The sequence below is a fragment of the Microtetraspora sp. AC03309 genome (assembly GCF_020826795.1).
Lineage (GTDB): Bacteria > Actinomycetota > Actinomycetes > Streptosporangiales > Streptosporangiaceae > Microtetraspora > Microtetraspora glauca.
Map to the genome: position 1 here is coordinate 20,826 of NZ_JADDIL010000040.1, position 23,933 is coordinate 44,758.

Sequence of the window (23,933 nt, forward strand, 5' to 3'; positions counted from 1 at the left end):
GTCACGTGCCACACAACGACAAGGGATCTGACGAGCGGCGCCGGGCGATACTCGCCGCCGTCGCCCCTGGCACCGCGCTGCGCGAGGGGCTGGAGCGGGTTCTCCGCGGCCACACCGGGGGTCTCATCGTTCTCGGCTACGACAGCACCGTCGAGGAGATCTGCACCGGCGGTTTCGAGCTCGACGTCGAGTTCGCGGCCACCCGGTTGCGTGAGCTGGCCAAGATGGACGGCGCGATCGTGCTGAACAGCGGCGACCTGCGGATCGTCCGCGCGGCCGTGCATCTCGTGCCCGACCCCAGCATCCCGACCGACGAGTCCGGCACCCGCCACCGTACGGCCCAGCGGGTGGCCCGGCAGACGTCCTTCCCCGTCATCGCGATCAGCAAGTCGATGCGGATGATCGCGCTCTATCTGGACGGCATCCGCTACGTGCTGGAGGAGTCCGCGGCGATCCTCTCCAAGGCCAACCAGGCGCTGGCGACGCTGGAGCGCTACAAGATGCGGCTGGACGAGGTGTCCGGCACGCTGTCCGCCCTGGAGATCGAGGATCTCGTCACCGTCCGCGAGGTGGTGACGGTGGTCCAGCGCCTCGAGATGGTCCGGCGCATCGCGGGCGAGATCGAGGGCTATGTCGTGGAGCTCGGCACCGACGGCCGGCTCCTCTCCCTCCAGCTCGACGAGCTCGTCGCGGGAGTGGACACCGACCGTGAGCTGATCGTGCGCGACTACCTGCCGGATTCGGTCGTGAAGCGGTCAGGCGACTTCGTCGAGCATCTGAGCGAGCTCGACGGGCTCTCGGCCGGCGATCTGCTCGACCCGTCGAAGGTCGCCCACGTGCTCGGCTACTCCGGCACGGGCGCCCTGGACGGGCCGGTCAGCCCACGCGGGTTCCGCCTGCTGACCAAGGTGCCGCGGCTGCCCGGCACGATCGTGGACCGGCTCGTCGACCACTTCGGCGGGCTCCAGAAGCTCCTGGCCGCCAGCGTCGACGACCTCCAGTCCGTGGGCGGCGTCGGCGAGACCCGGGCCCGCAGCGTCCGCGAGGGGTTGTCCCGGCTCGCTGAGTCCTCCCTGTTGGAGCGCTACATCTGAGCTCGCGGGGCGCCGGTGTCACCGCAGATAGAAGATCGCCTTCGAGCTCTTCAGCCCGTCCGCGTGCGTCCAGGCGACGTAGGTGCCCGGCAGGGCCGCCGCCCGCTTCACCGTGCAGTCGGCGCCGGAGCGGTGCCGATCCCACCGGATCGTCCGGACGTACGGCACGCCGCGCTTGAGCATCTGGATGTCCGTGCCGTCTCCGCTGACGCAGTCGGCCGTGGACCACACCCTGTCGTCGCCGGAGACGATGCGCGTCTCCAGCATCCGCGGGCCCACGTCGACCGTGCAGTCCACCCGGCCGGTGCTCACCACGGTCAGCAGGAACGTCGGTTCGGCGGTGCCCGCGTAGGTCTGCTGGCCCCCGCGCAGACTGAGCACGAGGTCCTTGGGGTCGCAGGGATCGCCCGGACGGAGCGGCGCCGCCGCCTTCGCCTCCTTGGCGTCCTTGGAATTCTTGGCGTCCTTGCCGCCCTTCGCCTCTTTCGACGCCCCGGACGGCGAGGCGGTGGGCGAAGCGGAGTTCCCGGCGCCTCCCGAGGCCGACGGCGAGGCGAGAGGGGACGGAAGCGAGACGACCAGCGTGTCGGGACCGGGCGTGGCGTTCTTGGCCGCTCCGGTGGTCCCCTGCCTTCCCGAAGCGCTCGTGCACGCCCAGGCCACGACCGCCACCACGACGAGAACGCCGGTGAGCACCACCATACGACGGCGCCAGTAGACGTCCGTCCCCTCGATGCCGACGTCACTACTGAACGTGTCCGGATCCATACGCTCAGTATGGTGAGTCGTTGGGCGCGAGGGGGAACGGCTCGCCGACGGTGGTGCCACCGGACCGCCGGTAAGGTCGGCGAGTGGCCATCTCACTGCGCGAGCCCATCCTCGACTGGTACGCCGAACACAACCGGGACCTGCCGTGGCGGCGTCCGGAGGCGACCCCCTGGGGCATCCTCGTCAGCGAGATCATGCTGCAGCAGACCCCCGTCGTCAGGGTGCTGCCGGTCTGGACCGAGTGGATGGAGCGCTGGCCCACCCCCGAGGCGCTCGCCGCGGTGCCCCCAGGCGAGGCCGTACGCCACTGGGGCCGGCTCGGATACCCGCGCAGGGCGCTGAACCTGCACGCGTGCGCCAGGGCCATCACAGCGGACCACAGGGGCCGGGTGCCCTCCTCGTACGACGAGTTGAGGGCGCTGCCCGGCATCGGCGACTACACGGCCGCCGCGGTGGCGAGCTTCGCGTACGGGCACAGCCACGCGATCCTGGACACGAACGTCCGGCGGGTGCTCGCCCGTGCCGTACGCGGCGAGGAGTACCCGCCGAAGGCCACCACGTCGGGCGAGCGCAGGCTCGCCGAGTCGCTGCTCCCCGCCGTCGGCGCCCCGCGCTGGGGCGTCGCGGTGATGGAACTCGGCGCGCTGGTCTGCACCGCGCGCGCTCCCCGCTGCGATGACTGCCCGATCGTGTCGCAGTGCGCCTGGCGCCTCGCCGGGCGGCCCGCCCACGACGGCCCCGTACGGCGCGGCCAGACCTACGCGGGCACCGACCGGCAGTGCAGGGGGCGGCTCCTGGCCGTTCTGCGCGACGCGCACGGCCCGGTGCCAAAAGGGGCGCTGGACGTGGTCTGGGCGGACCACGTCCAGCGTGAGCGGGCTCTGGACGGCCTCCTGGACGACGGGCTGGCCGAGGTCCTCACGGACGGGACCTACCGGCTGCCCGGGTGATCAGGCGGCGAGCTTGAGCCCGAGAGCGGTCAGGTTGCTGCGGGTCCAGTCGAGCTCGTCGGCCAGCCGCGCGACGAGCGCCGCCGGGCCCTTCGTCTTCGGCGGGTTCCAGTCGTGCACCTCGACCTCGACGTGGGCGCTGCCGCTCACCGCCCCGGACAGGATCGCGTTCAGCGTGCCCTCGATCACCGGCTGGGTGCTGGGGATCTCGTGGCCGTGATTGTGCACGTGGCCGAGCTTCACCACGGGCGCGCCCGTCTGCGCGAGGCCGCGCAGGGCGTCGCCGGTCGCGTCGTCGCCGGAGGACAGGTGGCAGGCGTCCAGGCACACACCGAGGTGCTCGGAGTCGATGCCGCCGACCCGGCGCAGGGCCTGCTCGGTGGTCTCCAGAACGCAGCCGGGCCACGGCTCGAAGCCGACCCGGATCGTCTTGCCCGTCACGCTGTAGAGGCCGCGCAGCTCACGTGAGAGACGCTCCAGCCGCCGCGAGGCGATCGAGTGCAGGTCGGCGGGCCAGTCACGGCGCCACCCGATCGGGATCGTGGAGATGCTGCCGAACCTGACGTCATCCGGAAGCAGGAACGAGAGGATCTTGGCCAGCGCCATGGTGTACCGGTATCGCTCGGGCTTCGCCCAGTCCGGCCCGGGAACCTCCTGGTGGCGTCCGCCGGTGCCGTTGAGGCTCACCACCTCGAGGCCGCGCTCCTCGAGCGACCTGCGCAGCCGTACCAGCTCGATGCGGTCGGCGACCAGGTGGTCGGCGACCGCGGGGGCGAGCCACAGGCACACGCCGAGCCGGGCCACGCCCAGCTTCCTGCGCACCGGCACCGCGTAGCGGGTGAGGTGCGCGATCAGGTTCTCCAGGTCCTCGGCGGGATGTACTCCCGTGTTGTAGGCCAGATGAACGAGCGTCCCGTCGTCGTGCAACAGGCGCATCAGGTCCCTCCAAGGCTTGTCCGCTTTCCCGACCCCATTGGTCCACACGGTCTGTCCTGACCGCATGGGACGGGAGTCCCCTCCCTGCCGGGAATCCGGCCCGGGCCACCGAGCTTGCCCCGGTGCCTCCGGTTACCGCGTCCGTCCCGCAGCTGATTTCTCGGTACGCCGCAGGGGTGATTTCGGGCCCGTCGGGTCTCCGGCGGGCGCTCTACGCAGTGTAGTACTACATCGAGTGGTGGCATAGCCCGGTATCACAGAAAACAAGAACCCCGCGTGAGGGCTTTCTCACGCGGGGTTCCCGTCAGCACATCCGGGTGCTGGATCGGCTCAGTGCTGGATCGGCTCCACGATCGAGGCCGCGGAGTCCGGCACCTCGGGGCTCTTGGCCTCGCCGACGAAGGTGAACTTCGCCGCGTCGCCCTCGCCCTCGACGTCGATCTTGACGATGTGGCCCGGACGCAGCTCGCCGTAGAGGATCTTCTCGGAGAGAACGTCCTCCAGCTCGCGCTGGATCGTACGGCGCAGCGGACGGGCGCCCATCACCGGGTCGTAACCGCGGTCGGCGAGCAGCTGCTTGGCCGCGGCGCTGAGCTCCAGGCCCATGTCGCGGTCCTTGAGCCGCTCGTCCACCTGGGCGAGCATCAGGTCGACGATCTGGATGATCTCCTTCGGCGTGAGCTGGTGGAAGACCACGATGTCGTCGACGCGGTTCAGGAACTCGGGCCGGAAGTGCTGCTTGAGCTCCTCCTGGACCTTGGACTTCATCCGGTCGTAGTTGCTCTCGACGTCGTTGGACTTCGCGAAGCCCACCCCGATGCCCTTGGAGATGTCCCGGGTGCCGAGGTTGGTCGTCATGATGATGACGGTGTTCTTGAAGTCCACCACGCGGCCCTGGGCGTCGGTCAGGCGACCGTCCTCCAGGATCTGCAGCAGCGAGTTGAAGATGTCCGGGTGGGCCTTCTCGATCTCGTCGAAGAGGACCACGGAGAACGGCTTGCGCCGCACCTTCTCGGTGAGCTGGCCGCCCTCCTCGTACCCGACGTAGCCGGGCGGGGAGCCGAACAGCCGCGAGACGGTGTGCTTCTCCATGAACTCGGACATGTCGAGCATGATCAGCGCGTCCTCGTCCCCGAACAGGAACTCGGCCAGCGCCTTGGACAGCTCGGTCTTACCGACACCGGACGGGCCGGCGAAGATGAACGAACCACCCGGACGGCGCGGGTCCTTCAGACCGGCGCGCGTGCGGCGGATGGACCGGGACAGACCCTTGATCGCGTCGTCCTGGCCGATGATCCGCTTGTGGAGCTCGTCCTCCATGCGGAGCAGTCGCTGCGACTCCTCCTCGGTCAGCTTGAAGACCGGGATGCCGGTGGCGGTCGCGAGCACCTCGGCGATGAGCTCCTCGGTGACCTCGGCCACGACGTCCATGTCGCCGGCCTTCCACTCCTTCTCCCGGCGCTCGCGCTTGAGCTGGAGCTGCTTCTCCTGGTCGCGCAGCGCCGCGGCCTTCTCGAAGTCCTGCGCGTCGATCGCGGACTCCTTCTCGCGCCGCACGTTGGCGATCTTCTCGTCGTACTCGCGCAGGTCCGGCGGAGCGGTCATCCGGCGGATGCGCATCCGCGAACCGGCCTCGTCGATGAGGTCGATCGCCTTGTCCGGCAGGAACCGGTCGCTGATGTACCGGTCGGCGAGCTGGGCCGCGGCCACGAGCGCGCCGTCGGTGATGGACACCCGGTGGTGCGCCTCGTAGCGGTCCCGCAGACCCTTGAGGATCTCGATGGTGTGGCTGAGGCTGGGCTCGGCCACCTGGATCGGCTGGAAGCGCCGCTCCAGGGCGGCGTCCTTCTCCAGGTGCTTGCGGTACTCGTCCAGCGTGGTGGCGCCGATGGTCTGCAGCTCACCACGGGCCAGCATCGGCTTGAGGATGCTGGCGGCGTCGATCGCGCCCTCGGCCGCGCCCGCACCGACCAGCGTGTGCAGCTCGTCGATGAACAGGATGATGTCGCCGCGGGTGCGGATCTCCTTGAGCACCTTCTTCAGGCGCTCCTCGAAGTCGCCGCGGTAACGCGAACCCGCGACCAGCGCGCCCAGGTCCAGCGTGTAGAGCTGCTTGTCCTTGAGCGTCTCGGGAACCTCGCCCTTGACGATCTTCTGGGACAGGCCCTCGACGACGGCGGTCTTGCCGACGCCGGGCTCACCCACGAGAACCGGGTTGTTCTTGGTCCTCCGGGAGAGGACCTGCATGACCCGCTCGATCTCCTTCTCCCGGCCGATGACCGGGTCGAGCTTGCCCTCACGGGCGGCCTGGGTGAGGTTGCGGCCAAACTGGTCCAGCACAAGGGAGGTGGACGGCGCCGCCTCCTGCGGGCCCCCGGCCGCCGCGGGCTCCTTGCCCTGGTAGCCGTGGAGCAACTGGATGACCTGCTGCCGCACCCGGTTGAGGTCGGCCCCCAGCTTCACCAGCACCTGGGCCGCCACGCCCTCGCCCTCACGGATGAGGCCGAGCAGGATGTGCTCGGTGCCGATGTAGTTGTGGCCGAGTTGCAGGGCCTCGCGGAGCGACAGCTCAAGGACCTTCTTGGCGCGCGGGGTGAAGGGAATGTGCCCCGAAGGCGCCGACTGCCCCTGGCCGATGATCTCCTCGACCTGCTGGCGCACACCTTCAAGACTGATGCCCAGGCTCTCCAGAGCCTTGGCGGCAACGCCTTCTCCCTCATGGATCAAGCCAAGAAGAATGTGCTCAGTACCGATGTAGTTGTGGTTGAGCATCCGGGCCTCTTCCTGGGCCAGGACGACAACCCGCCGCGCACGGTCGGTGAACCTCTCGAACATCTCGTCGCTCCTCACAGAGCGGTCAGGCGGACCCGGGATGTCCGGCCCGTCCTTCCGCATGGTAGCCCCGACCCGGCAACCGCTCCTATCAGAGAGGACGTTCCCCGAGAGCAGGGCGTTCACCCTTCATCCAACTACCTGCCGGGGGCGAGGTGTTCCCGATACGCCGCAAGCGAACGAGGTTTAGGGAAGTGCAAACAGAATCGTGCGGCCCCACCGAAGGTCGTAACATCCGACGACCGGTTTGACCGCACGATCAAAAGCACCCTTAGTGGGCGGCGTCGTACGCCTCCACGATCGAGGCGGCAATGCGACCACGCTCGCTGACCGGGTGCCCGTGCGCCTTCGCCCAGGCACGGATCTCGGCGCTCTTCTCGCGGGTCATCGCCCGCTGAGCACCGCCGGCGGCACCACGACGACGTCCGCGCGCCGGAGCGGCTTCCGCGTGCCGCGCACCGCCGACGAAAGGCGACAGTGCCTCGCGCAGCTTCTTTGCGTTCCCATCGCTGAGATCAATCTCATAAGACTTACCATCAAGCGCGAAGGTGACCGTCTCATTGGCCTCGCCGCCATCGAGATCGTCGATGAGAATCACCTGCGTATGCTTGGCCATGCGGCAATCCTTTCGGAGCATTGTTTGATTCGTCAGCCAAACATATACCCGGTTCGGGCGGCTGACAATTCAACTTTCAGCTCATCCTCAGGAACTCGTGTTGTCCTTGTCACGTCGTTCCGTTGCGGTCCGAAGGCCGGCCGCCTCGGAACGGACCAACTTAACCACGCCGTAGACGACCGCACCGCCGACAACTACGACGGGTATCAAGGCGGACAATACCTCTGTCATTCGTCCTCGCTCGTGCCGGGGGTGTCTTTCTCGGCACCCAGGATTTTCGGAGCCCGGGCGTGGCGCACCGCATGTCGCCCTCGCGGAGTCCCTGACCTGACGATAGCCCCACGTGACGCCCGGTGTGCCTCCGGGGGCGGCCGGTGGCGGTGGGGCGATTCCATGTCTCTCCAGCCGCCTTACCGGATGCATAGAAATCGTACCCATGAATGACAAGTGGGGCGGTCCGCGACGGAGCCGCCCCACTGTTTTGACCGGACGCCGGTCAAGTTGTTCTTCCCGCGATCAACGCGGCGCCTTCACCACCACGGTTCCGGCGACCTTGTCGTGCAGGCCCTGCTGCAGGGGCTTGTCGACGAGGATGAACACGCCCGTCGCCAAGGCGAAAAGACTGGCCAGGAGACCGATGACCGGAATGCCGTAGAGCACGAAGACGCCGGGATACACGGCCGAGCGCCGCATCACGACGGAGGAATCCAGCGGTGCGCCGCCCAGAGCGACCAGCTGGATCTTCATGATCTTCTTTCCGATGGTCTGGCCATCCTTGGAGTGCAGGACGTAATCGTAGGCCGCGTACGCACCATAGGCGATCAGGGACGCGATGAAGCCGGTAAGAAAGCTGCCGCTCGCCACGCCGAGGACGATGCTCAGAATCAGGTACACGACGCCGAAGATGACGCTGTCGATGATTCGCGCGACCAGACGCTCCCACCATTCGGCGAGCGGGGCCGGAACACCCGGCGGAAGGGGGGCGCCCTGCGGAGCCCCATAACCACCCGGGGGCGGATAGGCGCCCGGCGGCGGGGGCGGCGGAGCCGAGCCATAGGGGTTCTGGCCGGGGGGCGGTTCCGCGGTCATTGGGTCACCTCTCACGTGTGGAGGACATGCGTTCCCCAACCATCGCACGGATGATCCCGACTGTTACCGCTTTTCGCCCCCAATAGGGACACAGTTCCAATCCCGCTCGCGCCCATGAAAACGGGACCGATGGCTCGTTCCATCGGCCCCGCTTTCCCTGGTTACCCAGGCCGGACTTACTTGATCTTGACCACGACGGTTTTGGCGGCCTTGTCGTGCAGCGCCTGCCACAACGGCCGGTCCCAGAGCAGCCAGAGCGTGTTCACCAGAGCGAAGAGGTTGAGCAGCAGGCCCACGACGGGAATCCCACCGGGGATCTGCGGCCCGAACAGGACTCCGGCCCGCTTTCCTGCGACATCCGTCGCGAGGCCGCCCGACGGGAGGGAATCGCCCACGGGGACGACCTTGATGCCCATGACGATCTTGCCGACCGTCTGCCCGCGCTGCTTGAGCATCATGAACTCGTACCCGGTCGCGATCAGGCCAGCGATCGCCGAGATGAGCAGACTGGCGAGGATCACGCCGCCACCCGCCGTGAAGGCACCCGTCTCCGGGTTGAAGCTGGCCTCGGTGACGATGATCATGGTCAGCACCGTCGAGACGATGGCGTAGGGGATGCCGATGATCACGACGTCGATGAGACGGGCCACCAGGCGCTGCCACCACTCAGCGAGCGGGGCGGGCGCGCCGGGCGGGACCTCCGCCGCCTGCCCGCCGTAGGGCTGGGCGTAGCCCTGCTGCCCGTACCCGGGCTGCCCATAGCCCTGCTGGGGATAGGAGGGCTGCTGGCCGTAGCCCTGCTGACCGTAGTCGGCCTGCTGACCGTAGCCGGGCTGCTGGGCGTACCCCTGCTGGGGCTGCTGGCCGTAGCCGGCCTGCTGGCCGTACTGCTGCTGCTCCTGGCCGTAGCCGGGCTGGGTCTGCTGGCCATAACCGGGCTGCTGCTGGCCGTACCCCTGAGGCTGGCCGAACGCGCCCGTACCGGGCTGCTGGCCATATCCCTGCTGGGGCTGCTGCCCGTAGCCCTGCTGGCCGTACTGCTGCTGCCCATAGCCCTGCTGCGGCTGCTGCGGCTGCTGGGCCTGCTGGCCGTACCCCTGCTGCCCGTACGGCTGCTGAGGCTGCTGCTGGGCCGACTGGCCATAACCGGGCTGCTGCTGACCGTACCCCTGAGGCTGGCCGAAGGCCCCGGTCCCGGGCTGCTGCTGGCCGTACTGCTGCTGCCCGTAGCCCTGCTGGGGCTGCTGGGGCTGCTGGCCGTAGCCGGGCTGCTGCTGCTGGCCGTAGACGTGCTGGTCGTGCTGCTGGCCGTATCCATAGGCCTGCTGGGGGCCCGTCGACTGCGACGGGTTGCGGTAACTGACGACCGTGACATCAGGGTCGTACTGCTGGGCTGGATTGCTCGTACCCTGCTCACGGTCCGAAGGCGGCGGTGGGGTGCCGTCCGGAGCGTCCTGGGGGTACGGCGGCTGTCCGGAGCTCACCGTTTCACCTCGTTTCGGGTTCGCATGCGGCGATCGTCATGCGCATGCCGATATGGCCAAAGTAGCGACAGGCGTATCAACAGTCACCTTTCCGGCCGGTCACCACCATGGTCAGACTCGGGGTTGGAGATGCAGCAGCATTCGGGTGTTGCCGAGCGTATTGGGCTTGACGTGCTCGAGATCGAGGAACTCCGCGACGCCTTCGTCGTAGGAGGCGAGCAGCTCGGCGTACACCTCCGGAGAGACAGGGGTCCCGTGAATGGGCACGAATCCGTGCCTTCCGAAGAACGTGACCTCGAAGGTCAGACAGAAGACCCGGCGCACACCCAGCTCGCGGGCCGCGTCGATGAGCGCGCCGACGATCCAGTGGCCGACGCCCATCCCCCGGGCGGCGGGGTCGACGGCGACCGTGCGGATCTCCGCCAGGTCCTCCCAGAGCACGTGCAGCGCCCCGCAGCCGACGACCGTCCCATCGACCTCCGCCACCCAGAACTCCTGGACGTCCTCGTACAGGGTGACGGTGGTCTTCTTCAGCAACCGCGGCCCGACGCCGGAGTACGCGTCGACGAGGCGGCGGATGGCGCGGACGTCGAGGGTCCTCGCCCGGCGCACGATCACGACCCGGGACGCGCGCTCACCGCTCTCGGCTTCCGAGGGCCGGCCCGCAACCTGCTCCATGGATCGCCAGCCTAGTCGCCGCCCGGCCCGTGCGGGCGCGCCGCGAGGGCCCGTACGCGAGCGCGGAGGAGAACACGGATTAACGGTCATGCCGAAACCCGAGCAACCCTCAGATCAGCTCACTGTGCGTATCCGTTCGAGCACGTTCCGCGCCTCCTCGGCTTACGTTCCGGGAATATCCAATTTTGCGACCTCTCGAGCCTGCGCTGACCTGCTACGGAGACGGCCGGGCAACAGGTAAACGCAGGGTAATGGACGTCCCGGTCCACTATCACATGTGACCGGACCGTGATCATTCAGTTGTGAAAGCTAGACGGAATCACGAGTTCTGGTTGAGCAGGAACCCGGTGTGCACTAGTGTCCAGCGACGATGCCGGTCATCGCGAAAAGGCGCGAACGACCGGACCGCCGAGTCCCCGAGGCGCCCGTGCCGAAGGGAGCCGGGGAACCAACTGTGGAGATCCGGGGTCAAACCCAGGTCATCAAGGGGTGAATCCGAAAGGTAGGGCTACTCCGGCCCGAACCCGTCAGCTAACCCGGTAGGCGGCCAAAGTGTCGGCAGCCGCCGCCATCGCCCTCGGGCGTTCGCGCGGTGCGGGGATCCGCCTGCCGGGCACGCGTAGGAGAGGAGCTTTGTTGCGCATCTCTGGAGGACGATCCGCGGGCAGGCACGCTCGTGGGCGACGGCGCCGCGCCCGGTCATCGACCGGCGGCCCGATCCGCAGGTTCGCATTCTTCGGTGTCGCTCTCATCGCGATGACCTTCGGCGCCCCCGTCATGGCCGCGACCGCCGAACCGCAGCCCAGCCTCAAGGAGCTGACCGCCGAGGTCGAGCGCCTCTACACCGAGATCGAGACCCTCACCGAGGATTACAACGGTGCCCGGGTCAGGCTCAAGGAGGCCCAGCGGTCGGCCGATCTCGCGAAGAAGACCCTCGCCACGAGCGAGACCGAGCTGGAGACCCGGCGCAGGACGGCGAGCCTCCTCGCGCAGAACTCCTACATGACCGGCGGCTTCGGTTCCGCCTTCGCGCTGCTGAGCGCGGACGACCCGGATTCGTACCTCGACCAGGCGTCCACGACCTACGCCCTCCAGATGCAGCAGGGCGAGGAGGTCGCTCAGGTGGCCAAGGCGATGGAGGCGGCCGAGCGGGCCAGGACCAGCGCGAAGGCCCGCCAGAAGGAAGTGAAGGACCTGCTCTCCGGCCTCGACGAGCAGCGCGACAAGATCCGCAAGCTGGTCAAGAAGTCCGAGAGCAACCTGTACAGCAAGGTCGCGGGGAGCGTCACCAGGGGAAGCGCCGCCCGGCGGCTGGCCTTCCCGATCATCGGTGACGGCAAGGCGGCCGAGGCCGCGCGCTGGGCCCTCACCCAGCAGCTCAGGCCCTATGTCTGGGGTGCCGACGGCCCGACCTCGTTCGACTGCTCGGGGCTCGTCATGGCGGCCTACCAGACGGTCGGGATCAGCCTGCCCCATTACACCGGCTCACAGTGGTCGTCCGGCACGCACATCGCGCGCGAGGACATGCGCCCCGGCGACCTGGTCTTCTTCTACAACGACCTGCACCACGTGGGCATCTACATCGGCGGCGGTTACATGGTCCACGCGCCCCGTACGGGCGACGTCGTCCGGATCGCCTCGCTGGCCAACCGGCCCTTCGCGGGAGCCGTACGGATCGCGGACTAGTTTTCCGCGCTCCTCGGCCGGGCGTCGCCTCAGATCAGCCCAGATCGGCTCAGATCGGGCTCAGATCAGGCGGCGCCTGGCCGCCCACGCGACCGCCTCGATGGCGGTCGCGACCCCGATCCTGTCGCAGATGACCCGCAGCCGGCGCCGTACGGTGCGACCGCTCACATCGAGGCGGCGGCCCACCTTGTCGACGGTGCCGCCCTTGGCCAGTTCGGCCAGCAACCTCAGATCGTCATCGCTGAGACCGGCGCGGTCGCATTCCGACACGGGGCTCTCGCCCCGGGAAACCACATCGGAAAGCGGCATCGTCAGCCCTCCCCCACCAGGATGATTTATCGGTCCGCCCTGGGAAGGTAAACACTTTGTTCAAAAATCGTCAAGTTCGGACCCTGATTGGTCATTGACAGTCCGTACGGCAAAGCGGGGCATCCGTGCGGTTTAGGTCCCCGCCTTTATCCCGAATTTCGCGGCAAGCATGGAAAACGCCATGCGCCTCTCGGACCGAAAGTCGGGACTCAAAGGGCCGCGTCGTACGCGGCGTGGGCCGCCTCCACCTCGCCGATGTGAACCTCCGCCCATTCCTTGACGGCGTACATCAGCGGCATGAGGGTCCATCCGAGCGGGGTGAGGTCGTAGTCGACCCGGACGGGCACGGCCGCGGTCACCCTGCGGGACACCAGCCCGTCGCGTTCCAGCGTGCGCAGCGTCTGGGTGAGCATCTTCTGGCTCACCCCGGAGACGCTCTTCGCGAGGTCGGTGTAGCGGCGGGGACCGTCGGCCAGCGCGTTCAGCGTCAAGTTCACCCACTTGTCGCTGAGCCGATCGAGGAGCTGCCGGGAAGGGCCGCTCATCGCGTACGCACCAGAGTCCATCATCTGAGACTGATGTGCCGCCATCCCACTCCCCTACGGGCATTTCATACTTTCAGGGGGTTTCTTACCAGAAGAGAGTAGCTTTTCAAAGGTTCGCAACCCGCCCATGGGTTAGACATGCGGCCGTACCAGCGGGAACAGGATCGTCTCGCGGATGCTCCTCCCGGTGAACGCCATGATCATACGGTCGATCCCGACGCCCACCCCGCCCGTCGGCGGCATGGCGTACTCGAGGGCGCGCAGGAAGTCCTCGTCCAGCCGCATGGCCTCGGGATCGCCGCCCGCGGCGAGGACGGACTGCTCGGTGAGGCGGCGGCGCTGCTCGATCGGATCGACGAGCTCCGAGTAGGCCGTGCCCAACTCGGTGCCGAACCCGATGAGGTCCCACTTCTCCGTCAGCTGCGGGTTGTCCCGGTGCTGGCGGGTGAGCGGCGACGTCTCCAGCGGGTAGTCCATGACGAACGTCGGCTGGATCAGTGTGTGCTCCACCAGCGCCTCGAAGATCTCCTGGACGAGCTTGCCCTGCCCCCATCCGGAATCCCAGTTGATCTGCCGCTGATCCGCGTATTTCCGGACCTGTTGGAGAGGGGTCTCCGTGGTGACCTCCTCGCCGAGGGCGGCAGACACCGAGCCGTACAGCGTGATCCGCGGCCACTCGGCCATGCCCAGGTCGATCTCCTCGTGCCCGTGGACCACCACCGTCGTGCCCAGGGCGGCCACGACCGCCTGCTGGTACATCCGCTGGGTCAGATCCGCCATGTCGTTGTAGTCGAGATACGTCCCGTACGCCTCGAGCATGGTGAACTCGGGGTTGTGCGTGGCGTCCGCGCCCTCGTTGCGGAAGTTCCGGTTGATCTCGAAGACCTTCTCCAGGCCGCCGACCACGAGCCGCTTGAGATAGAGCTCGATCGCGATGCGCAGGTAGAGGTCCATGTCGTAGGCGTTGATGTGCGTACGGAACGGCCGGGCCGCCGCGCCGCCGTGGATCGGCTGCAACATCGGCGTCTCGACTTCGAGGTAGCCCTCGTCGTGCCAGAAGTCGCGGACGGCGCGCACCGTGGCGCTGCGGATCCGCGCCATCCGCCTGGCCTCGTCGTTGACGATCAGATCGACGTAGCGGAACCTCACCCGCGACTCCGGGTCGGTGAGGCCGGCGTGCTTCTCGGGCAGCGGGCGGAGGCACTTGGAGGTGATCTGCCAGCGTTCCGCCATGACGGACAGCTCGCCCCTGCGCGAGGTGACGACCTCGCCCTCGATCCCGACGTGGTCGCCGAGATCGACGTCGCGCTTCCAGGCGGCCAGGGACTCCTCGCCGAGCCGGTCGAGCGACAGCATGATCTGCAGGTCGCCGGAGCCGTCCCTGATCGTGGCGAAGCACAGCTTGCCGCTGTTCCGTGACAGCATCACCCGTCCCACGACGCCCACCCGGTCACCGGTCACGGCGCCCGGCCCGAGACCCGCGTGCCTCTCCCGGACCTCCGCGACGGTCGCGGTGCGCGGGAAACTCACCGGATAGGGGTCGATGCCCTCGGCCCGGAGCCGGTCGAGCTTGTCCCGCCGGACCCGCATCTGCTCGGGTAGCCCGTTGAGGTCGTCGCTCACAGTCAAAAGGCTAGCGACCGCGTCCCGCCCCATCCGGTACGGCTACGCCAAGCGAAAACACATGCGCGTAAAGTGACGAATGGTCTAATGTGTGGCAGGTGATACGAATGTCGATCGATGTGGACGACGAACTACTCGCCGACGTCATGCGCCAACTGCCTGAGATGTCCACCGAAGAGGTCATCGATCACGCCCTGCGGCGCCTGATCTATCCCAGCCTCGTCCGTCAGCCGGTGTTCCGCGCGTAGATCAGCCGCAGGCCGATCAGCGTGAGCCACGGCTCGTGCACGTCGATCGTGCGCGCCTCGCTGACGACGAGCGGGGCACCGGTGCCGGTGGCGACGACGGTGACCTCCTCCCGGTCGTCGGCGAGCTCCGCCGCCATCCGCTCCACGATGCCGTCGACCAGCCCGGCGAAGCCGTACACGATGCCGGACTGAAGCGCCTCGACCGCGTTCTTGGCGATGACGGACCGGGGCCGGATCAGCTCGACCTTGTGCAGCTGGGCTCCCGCCGACGCGAGGGCGTCCACGGAGATCTCCACACCGGGCGCGGTCACCGCGCCGATGTACTCTCCGCGGGCGGACACCGCGTCGAACGACGTCGCGGTGCCGAAGTCGACGATCACGCACGGCCCGCCGTACAGGGTGGTGGCGGCGAGCGCGTTGACGATGCGGTCGCTGCCGACCTCCTTGGGGTTGTCCATCCGGACCGGCACGCCGGTGCGCACGCCCGGCTCGACGACCACGGCGGTGACGTCCCCGTAGTAGCGGCGGGACATGTCGCGCATCTCGTTCAGCACCGACGGCACGGTCGAGCAGATGGCGATGCCGCTGATGTCGGCGTCCTTGAGCAGGGGCGACTGGCCGAGGAGTCCCTGAAGGATCACGGCGATCTCGTCCGCGGTGCGCCGGGGGTCGGTGGCGATCCGCCAGTGCTCGATGACCTCTTCACCCTCGAACAGGCCAAGCACCGTGTGGGTGTTGCTGACATCGATGGTGAGCAGCATGCCCTGATTATGCACTCTGTCGATCAATCCCTCACCATGGCCACGGTCAGAGGCCGCCGGCCCGGTCCGCCTCGCGGAGGTCCAGGGCGATGTCCAACGCGGGCGCGGAGTGGGTCAGGCCGCCCACAGCGAGGTAGTCCACACCGGTCTCCGCCACCGCGGCGGCGGTGTCCAGGGTCAGCCCGCCGCTGGACTCCAGCCGGGCCCGGCCGTCCACCAGGCGTACGGCCTCGGCCAGCCGCTCGACCGTGAAGTTGTCGAGGAGGATCTCCTCGGCCCCCTCGGCCAGCACGGGCTCGATCTGGTCGATCCGGTCCACCTCGACCTCGATGGGCAGGTCGGGGTGCGCCCACCGTACGGCGCGGAACGCCTCGGCGACGCCGCCCGCGGCCACGACGTGGTTGTCCTTGATCAGCGCGGCGTCGTGCAGGCCCATGCGGTGGTTGACCCCGCCGCCGCAGCGCACGGCGTACTTCTCCAGAGCGCGCAGCCCGGGGAGTGTCTTGCGGCTGTCGCGGATCCGCGCCTTCGTCCCGGCGACGGCGTCCACCCACCGCCGGGTCAGGGTGGCGACGCCGGAGAGGTGGGTGAGGAAGTTGAGGGCGGTGCGTTCGAGCGTGAGCAGGTCCGTCGTCAGGCCGCGCACGGTCATGAGGACGTCGCCGCGAACGACCCTGTCGCCGTCCTTGGCGCGCCGCTCGACGGCGACCATCCCGGGCGCCTGGCGGAACACCGCCTCGGCGACGGCCAGGCCCGCCACGACGCCGTCGGCGCGCGCGACCACGTCGGCGACGGCCGTCTGGTCGGCGGGGATGGTGGCGGAGGAGGTGACGTCCCGCCGTCCGGCGAGGTCCTCGTCGAGCGCCTCGGTCACCAGTGCGAGCAGGCGCGGCGGGTCGATGCCGAGCCCGGCGAGCTCGGCGGACAGCTCTTCCGGGAGCTCCGTCGGCCGGTGCCCCGGCCGCTCCTCGTGGGCCGCGTGCTCCATGAGCAGTCCTTCCTCTTCCAGGGTGATGTCGATGTGCAGCCGCCAGTTCCGGTCGTCGCGGGCGGGATGGTCCTCACGCCAGTGCGATCCCCGGGTCTCCAGCCGCTCGGCGGCCGCACCGGTCAGAGCGCACGCGACGGTCAGCAGGTTCGTGGCCTCCCAGGACTCCGTGCACGGCTCCACCGCGATCGGGGTCCACATGGCGCCCGACAGCGCCCGCGACACGTCGATCAGGCTCTGGCGGCTGCGCAGCACGCCGGCGCCGCGGCTCATGTGGTTCTGGATCCTGGGCCGGGTACGCGGGTCGACCAGCCCCACCGGCCGTCCGTCGTCGACCGGCTCGCCGGGCTCGCCCTGTTCCGCCCGGGACGACACCAGATCGGCCGCGATCCGCTCGGCGAAGACCAGCCCTTCGAGGAGGGAGTTGGACGCGAGGCGGTTGGCCCCGTGGACGCCGGTGCACGCGACCTCTCCGCAGGCGTACAGGCCGGGGACGCTGGTACGGCCGCGCAGGTCGGTGCGGACGCCGCCGCTCGCGTAGTGAGCCGCGGGGGCGACCGGGATCGGCTCGGTGACCGGGTCGATGCCGTGCTCGCGGCAGACGGCCAGGATCGTCGGGAACCGCGCCCGCCACTTCTCCTCGCCGAAGTGCCGGGCGTCCAGGTGGACGTGGTCGGCGCCGGTCTCCAGCATCTTCCCGGTGATGGCCTTGGCCACGACGTCCCGCGGCGCGAGGTCGGCCAGCTCGTGCACGCCGCGCATGAAACGCTCGCCGGCCGCGTCGATCAGCACGGCCCCCTCACCGCGTACGGCCTCGGAGACCAGAGGCTGCTGGCCGGTCGAGTCCTCGCCGAGCCACAGGACCGTGGGGTGGAACTGGACGAACTCGATGTCCCTGACGACGGCCCCGGCGCGCAGCGCGAGGGCGACGCCGTCGCCGGTGGACACGACCGGGTTGGTGGTGGAGGCGTAGACCTGGCCCATGCCGCCGCTCGCCAGGACGACGGCGCTCGCCCGCGCGGCGCCGACGCCGTCCCGCGCTCCCTCGCCCATGACGTGCAGCGTCACGCCGCAGGCCCGGCCGGCGCCGTCCCTGAGCAGGTCGAGCGCGAGGGCGTGCTCGATGACCTCGATGCGGGGTTCCGCCACGGCGGCCGCGACGAGGGCGCGCTGGACCTCGGCGCCGGTGGCGTCACCTCCCGCGTGGACGATGCGGTTGCGGCGGTGGCCGCCCTCGCGGGTGAGTTGGAGTTCGCCGCCCGCGTCACGGTCGAAGCGGGCGCCGTGGTCCATCAGCCGTCGCAGCGCGTCCGGCCCCTCGGTGACGAGGACGCGTACGGCCTCCTCGTCGCACAGGCCGACACCGGCGATGAGCGTGTCCCTGAGGTGCTCCCCGGGGGTGTCCTCGGGGTCGAGCACGGCCGCGATTCCGCCCTGGGCCCAGCGGGTGGACCCGGCCGACAGGGTGTCCTTGGTGACGACCAGCACCTTCCCCTGGGGGGAGAGCTCGGTGTAGCGGAGCCCCACGGTCAGCCCGGCGATGCCGGAGCCGATCACGACGACGTCGGCGTGGGCCGTCCAGCCGGGGGCGGGCGCCGTGAGCCTTCTCGGAATCGCCACCATCGGGGGTTCCCCTTTCGTCAAGATGACGATAACGGCCCCAAGGATACGCGGCCCCACGGACCCCCCACAAAACCCCCGGAGGGGATGATCTACCAGATCATGGGAGTTGTACGGCGATGTTGTCGATCAACCGGGTGTTCCCCACCTTGGCCGCCACGGCCAGGATCGCGTCGCCGTGGTGCTCCTCGCCCACGGAGGCGAACGTGGCCGGGTCCACCAGAGCCAGGTAGTCCAGCAGCAGTGGCGGGGACAACCGCGCCGCCTCGTCCAGTACGGCTCTCGCGGCGTCCACCACCCGGGCCGGGGTCGTCTGGGCGGCGCCGGCGCGCAGCGCCCTGGACAGGTGGAGCGCGGTGCCCCGGTCGGCGTGCGACAGGTAGCGGTTACGGCTGGACAGGGCCAGCCCGTCCGCTTCCCGGACCGTCGGCGCGCCGACGATCGAGACGGGCACGTTGAGGTCGCGCGCCATGCGGCGGATGAGCGCGAGCTGCTGCGCGTCCTTCTGCCCGAAGATCGCCACATCGGGCTGGACCAGGTTGAACAGCTTCAGCACGACGGTCAGCATGCCGTCGAAGTGGCCGGGGCGGAACGCGCCCTCGACCGTGGCGCCCATCGCCCCGGCGGACACCCCCACCTGGTGGCCTTCGGGGTACATCTCCTCGACCGACGGCGCGAAGACGACCCGGACGCCCTCTTCCGCGCACACCTCGAGGTCGGCGTCGAGCGTACGCGGATAGCGCGAGAAGTCCTCGGCCGGGCCGAACTGCAGGGGGTTGACGAAGATGCTCACCGCCACGTGCTCGGCATGCTCGTGGGCCAGCCTGATCAACGAGCGGTGCCCGGGGTGCAGGGCCCCCATCGTGGGGACCAGCGCGAGCCTGCCTGGGCCGATCGCTTCCCTCGCCTTGGCGAGCTCGGTGCGGTCACCCGCGACGATCACGTCCATATGTTCCCTCCCAGCGCGTCCAGGAGGCGCTCCGCGGTCTCGGGCTTGAGCAGCCCGGCGGCGAGCGCCCGGTCCGCGGTGAGCCTAGCGAGGGCGACGTAGGCGTCCGCCGCTTCGGGTGCCGCGAGGATCAAGGCGTCCACGTGTTTGCGCACGGTGCCGGCGTCGCCGCGGACGACGGGACCGGTCAACCCGGCGATGCCGAGGCGCAGCACGTTGTCCAGCGCGGCCCCGAGCAGCGGGCCCAGCATCCGGCCGGGCTGCTCGACGCCGATCTTGCTCAGTAGCTCCTGCGACTCGGCGATCAGGGTGACCATGTGGTTGGCGGCCCCGGCGATGGCGGCGTGGTAGAGCGCGCGGTCCTGGTCGGCGATCCAGACCGGCTCCGCCCCCATCTCGATGACGAGCGCCTCGGCGACCGGGCGCAGCATCACCGGGGCGGTCACGCCGAACGACGCGCCGGTGAGCCGGGACAGGTCGTCCTCCCTGCCGGTGAACGTCATGACCGGGTGCAGCGCCAGAGGCAGCGCCCCGGCCTCCGCCGCCGGTTCGAGCACGGCGAGGCCGTACGCGCCGCTGGCGTGGACCAGGAGCTTGCCGCGCAGGTCGGCCCCGGTCGCGGCCAGGCCGGAGACCAGGCCGGGCAGCACGTCGTCCGGCACGGTGAGCAGCACCAGGTCGGACTTCCCGATCACGTCTTCCGGCCGGCTCAGCTCGACGCCGAGCCGCTCGATCGCCCGCCGCCTGGACGAATCGGAGACCCCGCTGGCTGCCACCACCCTGTGGCCGGCCTGGGCGAGCGCCGCTCCGAGAACCGAGCCGACGCGACCCGCGCCGAGCACCCCCACGGCAAGCCGCGCGGGGCGGTCACCTGTATCCATGACGCCTCCCTTCGGCCCAGCGTAACGGCGGCGGGCATCGCTCCGCCGCCGCTACTCGACAGGCGGGATCTTGCCCTGATCGGAGGCCGTCTAATACCGCCGCCGTTCCTCGGTAACGTCGGTCGATGTGTGGGTCACCTGGCGGGAAGCGACACGGCGGGCACTGTACGGCGACGGCGGCTTCTACCTGAGAGAACGGCCGGTCCGGCACTTCCGCACGTCGGTGCACGCGTCACCGGCCTTCGCCGAGGCGGTGCTGCGCCTGCTCGGCGAGGTCGACACCGCGCTCGGGCGGCCTCCGGTCCTCGACCTGGTCGACATGGGCGCGGGGGACGGCATGCTCGCCGTGTCCGTGCTGGAGCTCGCCCCGCCCGAGCTCGCGGACCGGCTGCGCGTCACCGCGGTCGATCTGTCGTCGCGGCCGGAAGGTGTGGACGAGCGCGTGGCATGGGCGCCGGCCGTACCGGACGAGGTCCATGGGCTGATCTTCGCCAACGAGTGGCTCGACAACGTGCCGGTGGACGTCGTGGAGCGGACTCCCGGCGGACCGCGGCTGCTCCTGGTGGACCCCGCGACCGGCGAGGAACGACCGGGACCGGGACCGGACGAGCGGGATCTCGCCTGGCTGGAGCGGTGGTGGCCGCTGCGGGCCGTGGGCGACCGCGCCGAGATCGGCCGTCCCCGCGACGAGGCCTGGGCGTCGCTGATCGTACGGCTCGCGCGCGGCACCGCGGTCGCCGTGGATTATGCACACCCTGTGGACGACCGGCCGGGCGGCGGGAGCCTCGTGGGCTACCGGAACGGCGCGGCCGTACCTCCCGTGCCGGACGGGTCGTGCGACATCACGGCGCACGTGGCCCTGGACGCCTGCGCCGCGGCGGGCGAGCGGGCAGGCGCGCGGGGCACGACGCTGACGACGCAGCGGGAGGCCCTGCGGCGGCTGGGCGTCGGCGGAGCCCGGCCGCCGCTCGCTCTCGCGCACACCGACCCGCGCGGCTACCTCAGGGCCCTGGGGCGCGCCTCGGAGGAGGCCGAGCTGATCGATCCGGCCGGGCTCGGGAGGTTCGGCTGGCTCAGCCAGTCACGGTGACCCGCAGCGACTCCAGGCCGCGGATGATGTAACCCGGCTTCCAGAAGGGCTCCTCGACGAGTTCCAGCTTCGGGGCGGCGTCGAGCAGCGCGGTGAAGGACTCCACCAGCTCGACCCGCGCGAGCGGGGCACCGAGGCAGAAGTGGATGCCCGCGCCGAAGGAGATGTGCGGGTTGTCCACACGCCCGACGTCCAGGCGGTCCGGGTCGGGGAAGACCTCCGGATCGCGGTTGGCCGAGCCGAAGAGCAGCCCGATCTCCACGCCGCGGGGGATCGTCACCCCGCCGACCTCGATGTCCTCGAGGACCCAGCGCTCGAACATCTGCAGCGGGGTGTCCCACCGCAGCAGTTCCTCGATGGCCGTGGGCATCAGCGTGCGGTCGTTCCTGAGCCGCTCCAGCTCGGCCGGGTTGCGGAACAGCGACCACCAGCCGTTGCCGGTGACGTTCACGGTGGCCTCGTGGCCGGCGTTGAGCAGCAGCACGCAGGTGCCGATCAGCTCGTCCTCGGTCAGCCGGTCGCCGTCGTCCACGACCTGCGCGAGGGCGGTGATGAGGTCGTCTCCCGGCTGGTCCTTACGGGATCTGGCCAGCTCGCGCAGGTATTCGGCGAACTCCGCCGCCGCCCGCACGGCCGTGTGCTGCGCGTCGAGCGAGGGGTTGAGCTCGTACATGCCGCAGATGTCGGCGGACCACGGGCGCAGCAGGTGCCGGTCGGCCTCGGGCACGCCCAACATTTCGGCGATCACGGTCACCGGGAGCGGCTCGGCCACCTCGGCGAGCAGGTCGCCGCCGCCGCGCTCGACCAGCCCGTCGGCCAGCTCCCTGGCGATCCTGCGCACGCGGGGGCGGAGCGACTCCACCATCCGGGGCGTGAACGCCTTGGACACCAGGCGGCGCAGGCGGGTGTGGACGGGCGGCTCGACGTCGAGCATGCCGGCCCTGACCACCCTCCAGAAGGGTTCCTGGAACTCCGGCTCGGGTTCCCTGCCGAACGCCTCGTGCGAGGCCGTGTGGAGGTAGGAGCGGCCCAGCCGCCGATCGCGCAGCAGCGCGTTCACGTCGGCGTGACGGGCGATCAGCCACTGGCCGGTCGGCTCGAAGAAACTGACCGGGTCGTTCTCCCGCAGATCGGCGTAGACGCCGTACGGGTGGGCCACGAACTCGGGATTCCAAGGATCAAACTTCACAAACCAACCATACGAAGCATTTTGCCTGGTCGCATCACCTGAACCACCAGTACGGACATCACATTTCGGGCAACTGACGGCTTGCGGCGCCGGGGAGGGAGTGGGCTATAGTGCCGCACAGGTCATGAGTGCCAGCGCACAGCCCCGGCTTGCTGGCCGGCAACCCTCGCGTCCGCGGCGGGGTGCCCCGGGTGAGGACCAGGTCCGGCGCGAGGCGCGCCGGGCAAGCGCGGGCTCCGCCGGTATGACGCCATGGCCGGGGTCCCTGACCTCAGGAGGCCGTCGTGTCCGTTCTCTCGCTGTCCACCCTCTCCCCCGCCGCCGCCAACGAACGGCCGATCCCCGCCGTCCTGGGCGCCGACCTCGAGGTGCCGGTCAAGGGCGGGCGGCTGGTGCCGTACGCGAACCTGGACTACGCGGCGAGCGCGCCCTGTCTGGAGCCGGTGAGCGCCGCCGTCACCGCGGCGCTGCCGGCCTACTCCAGCGTGCACCGCGGCGCCGGATACGCCTCCCAGCTCACGACGGCCCGGTACGAGCAGGCGAGGCACACCGTCCGGGCCTTCGTGGGCGCCCGCACGGACGACGCGGTGGTCTTCACCCGCAACACGACCGACGCGATGAACCTGCTGGCCCGCAGCCTGCCCGAGGGCACCACCACCGTCGTGTTCGACACCGAGCACCACGCCTCGCTGCTGCCCTGGCCCGACGCCGTACGGCTCGCGCCCCCGGCCTTCCCCGGCGAGGCGATCAGGGCCGTGGACGAGACGCTGGCCGGGATCGAGGGACCGGCCCTCCTGGTCGTCACGGCCGCCTCCAACGTGACCGGCGAGCTGTGGCCGATCGCGGGGCTCGCGCACGTGGCGCACCGGCACGGCGCCCGCGTCGTGGTGGACGCCGCCCAGCTCGTCCCGCACCGGCGGCTCAACCTGGCCGCGCTCGACCTCGACTACGTGGCGTTCTCCGGGCACAAGCTGTACGCGCCGTTCGGCTCCGGAGCCCTGGTCGGGCGGGCCGACTGGCTCGCGGAGGCCGCGCCGTACCTGCTGGGCGGCGGCGCGGTGACCTCGGTCGGCGCGGACGGCGAGGAGACGTCGTGGAGCGACGACCCCGAGGTGCGCCACGAGGCCGGTACCCCGAACGTGCTGGGGGCGGTCGCCCTCGCCGCGGCCTGCGACGCGCTGGCCGCGACCGGCTGGACGGCCCTGGTCCGCGAGGAGGAGCGGCTGGTGGCCCGCCTGCGCGCGGGGATCGCCGGGATCGAGGGTGTGCGCGAGCTGTCCCTCTGGGGGCCGGACCACCCCAGGGTCGGCATCGTGTCGTTCACCGTGGACGGCCTGACGGCCCGTGAGGTCGCCGAGTCCCTGTCGGCGGACCACGGCATCGGCGTCCGGGACGGCAAGTTCTGCGCGCACCCGTTCGTACGGCACCTACTCGGGACCTCCGACGGCGGCTGCCAGGACGGCACGGCCAGCGCCGTACGCGCGTCGATCGGGATCGGCACGACCGAGGAGCACGTGGACCGGCTGATCGGCGCTCTGCGGGACCTGGCCACAACCGGGGTGGGCATTTCGTCCTGAACCACCCCCCGGCGTGGGAG

Annotated in this window: 21 protein-coding genes and 2 riboswitches; of the genes, 6 read left to right on the top strand and 15 right to left on the bottom strand. The window is 69.8% G+C overall.

Features of this window, described 5'->3' with window-relative positions; all coding sequences use genetic code 11:
* The first annotated feature begins 5 nt into the window (after positions 1 to 5).
* Positions 6 to 1,094 (top strand): DNA integrity scanning diadenylate cyclase DisA, encoded by a 1,089-nt coding sequence (gene disA / locus IMZ11_RS23375; RefSeq protein ID WP_228644487.1) that lies wholly within the window; start codon positions 6 to 8, stop codon positions 1,092 to 1,094.
* A gap of 18 nt (positions 1,095 to 1,112) precedes the next feature.
* Here disA and IMZ11_RS23380 read toward each other — a convergent pair whose 3' ends face one another.
* A complete protein-coding gene (locus IMZ11_RS23380) occupies positions 1,113 to 1,862 on the bottom strand; it encodes a hypothetical protein (RefSeq protein WP_228644488.1) in 750 nt (249 codons plus the stop codon).
* Between the two features lie 83 nt (positions 1,863 to 1,945).
* Between IMZ11_RS23380 and IMZ11_RS23385 the strand changes: the two genes are divergently transcribed.
* Complete coding sequence (locus IMZ11_RS23385; protein WP_228644489.1) at positions 1,946 to 2,812, top strand: A/G-specific adenine glycosylase; 867 nt, start codon at positions 1,946 to 1,948, stop codon at positions 2,810 to 2,812.
* Here the strand turns inward: IMZ11_RS23385 and IMZ11_RS23390 are convergent, their stop codons facing one another.
* The 6 genes from IMZ11_RS23390 to IMZ11_RS23415 form a co-directional block, all read right to left on the bottom strand.
* Positions 2,813 to 3,748: a TIM barrel protein gene (locus IMZ11_RS23390; protein WP_228644490.1), complete on the bottom strand. Its 936-nt coding sequence runs from the start codon at positions 3,746 to 3,748 to the stop codon at positions 2,813 to 2,815. It lies immediately after the preceding gene.
* 330 nt (positions 3,749 to 4,078) lie between these two features.
* Positions 4,079 to 6,583, bottom strand: coding sequence for an ATP-dependent Clp protease ATP-binding subunit (locus IMZ11_RS23395; protein ID WP_228644491.1), 2,505 nt, complete (start codon positions 6,581 to 6,583; stop codon positions 4,079 to 4,081).
* 268 nt (positions 6,584 to 6,851) lie between these two features.
* Positions 6,852 to 7,196, bottom strand: coding sequence for an Lsr2 family protein (locus IMZ11_RS23400; protein ID WP_061261385.1), 345 nt, complete (start codon positions 7,194 to 7,196; stop codon positions 6,852 to 6,854).
* A 516-nt stretch (positions 7,197 to 7,712) separates the two neighbouring features.
* Positions 7,713 to 8,285: an RDD family protein gene (locus tag IMZ11_RS23405; RefSeq protein ID WP_228644492.1), complete on the bottom strand. Its 573-nt coding sequence runs from the start codon at positions 8,283 to 8,285 to the stop codon at positions 7,713 to 7,715.
* Positions 8,286 to 8,461: 176 nt separating this feature from the next.
* Positions 8,462 to 9,769: an RDD family protein gene (locus IMZ11_RS46285; RefSeq protein WP_228644493.1), complete on the bottom strand. Its 1,308-nt coding sequence runs from the start codon at positions 9,767 to 9,769 to the stop codon at positions 8,462 to 8,464.
* A gap of 111 nt (positions 9,770 to 9,880) precedes the next feature.
* Positions 9,881 to 10,447 (bottom strand): amino-acid N-acetyltransferase, encoded by a 567-nt coding sequence (locus IMZ11_RS23415; protein ID WP_228644494.1) that lies wholly within the window; start codon positions 10,445 to 10,447, stop codon positions 9,881 to 9,883.
* A gap of 396 nt (positions 10,448 to 10,843) precedes the next feature.
* Positions 10,844 to 11,009, top strand: a riboswitch (cyclic di-AMP (ydaO/yuaA leader).
* Positions 11,010 to 11,203: 194 nt separating this feature from the next.
* On the opposite strand from IMZ11_RS23415, the gene IMZ11_RS45975 reads away from it, so the two are divergent.
* A complete protein-coding gene (locus IMZ11_RS45975; RefSeq protein WP_305075897.1) occupies positions 11,204 to 12,133 on the top strand; it encodes a C40 family peptidase in 930 nt (309 codons plus the stop codon).
* Between the two features lie 60 nt (positions 12,134 to 12,193).
* On the opposite strand, the gene IMZ11_RS23425 is transcribed toward IMZ11_RS45975, so the two are convergent.
* From IMZ11_RS23425 to lysX, 3 genes are all read right to left on the bottom strand, one after another.
* Positions 12,194 to 12,442, bottom strand: a complete 249-nt coding sequence (locus IMZ11_RS23425) for a LuxR C-terminal-related transcriptional regulator (protein ID WP_228644495.1) — start codon at positions 12,440 to 12,442, stop codon at positions 12,194 to 12,196.
* Between the two features lie 209 nt (positions 12,443 to 12,651).
* Positions 12,652 to 12,987 (bottom strand): helix-turn-helix domain-containing protein, encoded by a 336-nt coding sequence (locus IMZ11_RS23430; RefSeq protein ID WP_228644496.1) that lies wholly within the window; start codon positions 12,985 to 12,987, stop codon positions 12,652 to 12,654.
* 132 nt (positions 12,988 to 13,119) lie between these two features.
* Positions 13,120 to 14,610, bottom strand: coding sequence for a bifunctional lysylphosphatidylglycerol synthetase/lysine--tRNA ligase LysX (gene lysX / locus IMZ11_RS23435; RefSeq protein ID WP_228644497.1), 1,491 nt, complete (start codon positions 14,608 to 14,610; stop codon positions 13,120 to 13,122).
* Between the two features lie 107 nt (positions 14,611 to 14,717).
* Here lysX and IMZ11_RS23440 point away from each other — a divergent pair, with 107 nt between their 5' ends.
* Positions 14,718 to 14,858: a type II toxin-antitoxin system VapB family antitoxin gene (locus IMZ11_RS23440; RefSeq protein ID WP_169808745.1), complete on the top strand. Its 141-nt coding sequence runs from the start codon at positions 14,718 to 14,720 to the stop codon at positions 14,856 to 14,858.
* On the opposite strand, the gene IMZ11_RS23445 is transcribed toward IMZ11_RS23440, so the two are convergent.
* The 4 genes from IMZ11_RS23445 to IMZ11_RS23460 all read right to left on the bottom strand — a co-directional run bounded on the left by IMZ11_RS23445 (position 14,837) and on the right by IMZ11_RS23460 (position 20,057).
* A complete protein-coding gene (locus tag IMZ11_RS23445) occupies positions 14,837 to 15,619 on the bottom strand; it encodes a type III pantothenate kinase (RefSeq protein ID WP_061261391.1) in 783 nt (260 codons plus the stop codon). The genes IMZ11_RS23440 and IMZ11_RS23445 overlap by 22 nt on opposite strands.
* A gap of 46 nt (positions 15,620 to 15,665) precedes the next feature.
* Positions 15,666 to 18,230 (bottom strand): L-aspartate oxidase, encoded by a 2,565-nt coding sequence (locus tag IMZ11_RS23450; RefSeq protein ID WP_228644498.1) that lies wholly within the window; start codon positions 18,228 to 18,230, stop codon positions 15,666 to 15,668.
* Positions 18,231 to 18,327: 97 nt separating this feature from the next.
* Positions 18,328 to 19,176 (bottom strand): pantoate--beta-alanine ligase, encoded by an 849-nt coding sequence (gene panC, locus IMZ11_RS23455; protein WP_228644499.1) that lies wholly within the window; start codon positions 19,174 to 19,176, stop codon positions 18,328 to 18,330.
* The gene (locus tag IMZ11_RS23460) at positions 19,167 to 20,057 is read right to left on the bottom strand and encodes a Rossmann-like and DUF2520 domain-containing protein (RefSeq protein ID WP_228644500.1); all 891 of its coding nucleotides are present in this window, start codon (positions 20,055 to 20,057) and stop codon (positions 19,167 to 19,169) included. The genes panC and IMZ11_RS23460 overlap by 10 nt, the downstream gene beginning before the upstream one ends.
* Positions 20,058 to 20,184: 127 nt before the next feature.
* Between IMZ11_RS23460 and IMZ11_RS23465 the strand changes: the two genes are divergently transcribed.
* Positions 20,185 to 21,147 carry an SAM-dependent methyltransferase gene (locus IMZ11_RS23465; RefSeq protein ID WP_228644501.1) on the top strand — a complete coding sequence of 321 codons (963 nt, stop codon included), beginning with the start codon at positions 20,185 to 20,187 and terminating at the stop codon, positions 21,145 to 21,147.
* Here IMZ11_RS23465 and IMZ11_RS23470 read toward each other — a convergent pair.
* Positions 21,131 to 22,336 (bottom strand): cytochrome P450, encoded by a 1,206-nt coding sequence (locus tag IMZ11_RS23470; RefSeq protein ID WP_228644502.1) that lies wholly within the window; start codon positions 22,334 to 22,336, stop codon positions 21,131 to 21,133. The two genes, IMZ11_RS23465 and IMZ11_RS23470, sit on opposite strands and share 17 nt — an antisense overlap.
* A gap of 120 nt (positions 22,337 to 22,456) precedes the next feature.
* Positions 22,457 to 22,572, top strand: a riboswitch (SAM riboswitch).
* Positions 22,573 to 22,620: 48 nt separating this feature from the next.
* On the opposite strand from IMZ11_RS23470, the gene IMZ11_RS23475 reads away from it, so the two are divergent.
* Complete coding sequence (locus tag IMZ11_RS23475) at positions 22,621 to 23,913, top strand: aminotransferase class V-fold PLP-dependent enzyme (RefSeq protein ID WP_374462599.1); 1,293 nt, start codon at positions 22,621 to 22,623, stop codon at positions 23,911 to 23,913.
* The last annotated feature ends 20 nt before the right edge of the window (positions 23,914 to 23,933 follow it).

What these genes read in the sequence shown, in the direction of transcription:
- IMZ11_RS23405 (WP_228644492.1), bottom strand. Translation starts at nt 8,285, where the DNA reads ATGACCGCGGAACCGCCCCCCGGCCAGAACCCCTATGGCTCGGCTCCG.
- IMZ11_RS23415 (WP_228644494.1), bottom strand. Translation starts at nt 10,447, where the DNA reads ATGGAGCAGGTTGCGGGCCGGCCCTCGGAAGCCGAGAGCGGTGAGCGC.
- IMZ11_RS23445 (WP_061261391.1), bottom strand. Translation starts at nt 15,619, where the DNA reads ATGCTGCTCACCATCGATGTCAGCAACACCCACACGGTGCTTGGCCTG.
- IMZ11_RS23460 (WP_228644500.1), bottom strand. Translation starts at nt 20,057, where the DNA reads ATGGATACAGGTGACCGCCCCGCGCGGCTTGCCGTGGGGGTGCTCGGC.
- IMZ11_RS23425 (WP_228644495.1), bottom strand. Translation starts at nt 12,442, where the DNA reads ATGCCGCTTTCCGATGTGGTTTCCCGGGGCGAGAGCCCCGTGTCGGAA.
- IMZ11_RS23395 (WP_228644491.1), bottom strand. Translation starts at nt 6,583, where the DNA reads ATGTTCGAGAGGTTCACCGACCGTGCGCGGCGGGTTGTCGTCCTGGCC.
- IMZ11_RS23400 (WP_061261385.1), bottom strand. Translation starts at nt 7,196, where the DNA reads ATGGCCAAGCATACGCAGGTGATTCTCATCGACGATCTCGATGGCGGC.
- IMZ11_RS45975 (WP_305075897.1), top strand. Translation starts at nt 11,204, where the DNA reads ATGACCTTCGGCGCCCCCGTCATGGCCGCGACCGCCGAACCGCAGCCC.
- IMZ11_RS23450 (WP_228644498.1), bottom strand. Translation starts at nt 18,230, where the DNA reads ATGGTGGCGATTCCGAGAAGGCTCACGGCGCCCGCCCCCGGCTGGACG.
- IMZ11_RS23440 (WP_169808745.1), top strand. Translation starts at nt 14,718, where the DNA reads ATGTCGATCGATGTGGACGACGAACTACTCGCCGACGTCATGCGCCAA.
- IMZ11_RS23380 (WP_228644488.1), bottom strand. Translation starts at nt 1,862, where the DNA reads ATGGATCCGGACACGTTCAGTAGTGACGTCGGCATCGAGGGGACGGAC.
- panC (WP_228644499.1), bottom strand. Translation starts at nt 19,176, where the DNA reads ATGGACGTGATCGTCGCGGGTGACCGCACCGAGCTCGCCAAGGCGAGG.
- IMZ11_RS23390 (WP_228644490.1), bottom strand. Translation starts at nt 3,748, where the DNA reads ATGCGCCTGTTGCACGACGACGGGACGCTCGTTCATCTGGCCTACAAC.
- IMZ11_RS23430 (WP_228644496.1), bottom strand. Translation starts at nt 12,987, where the DNA reads ATGAGCGGCCCTTCCCGGCAGCTCCTCGATCGGCTCAGCGACAAGTGG.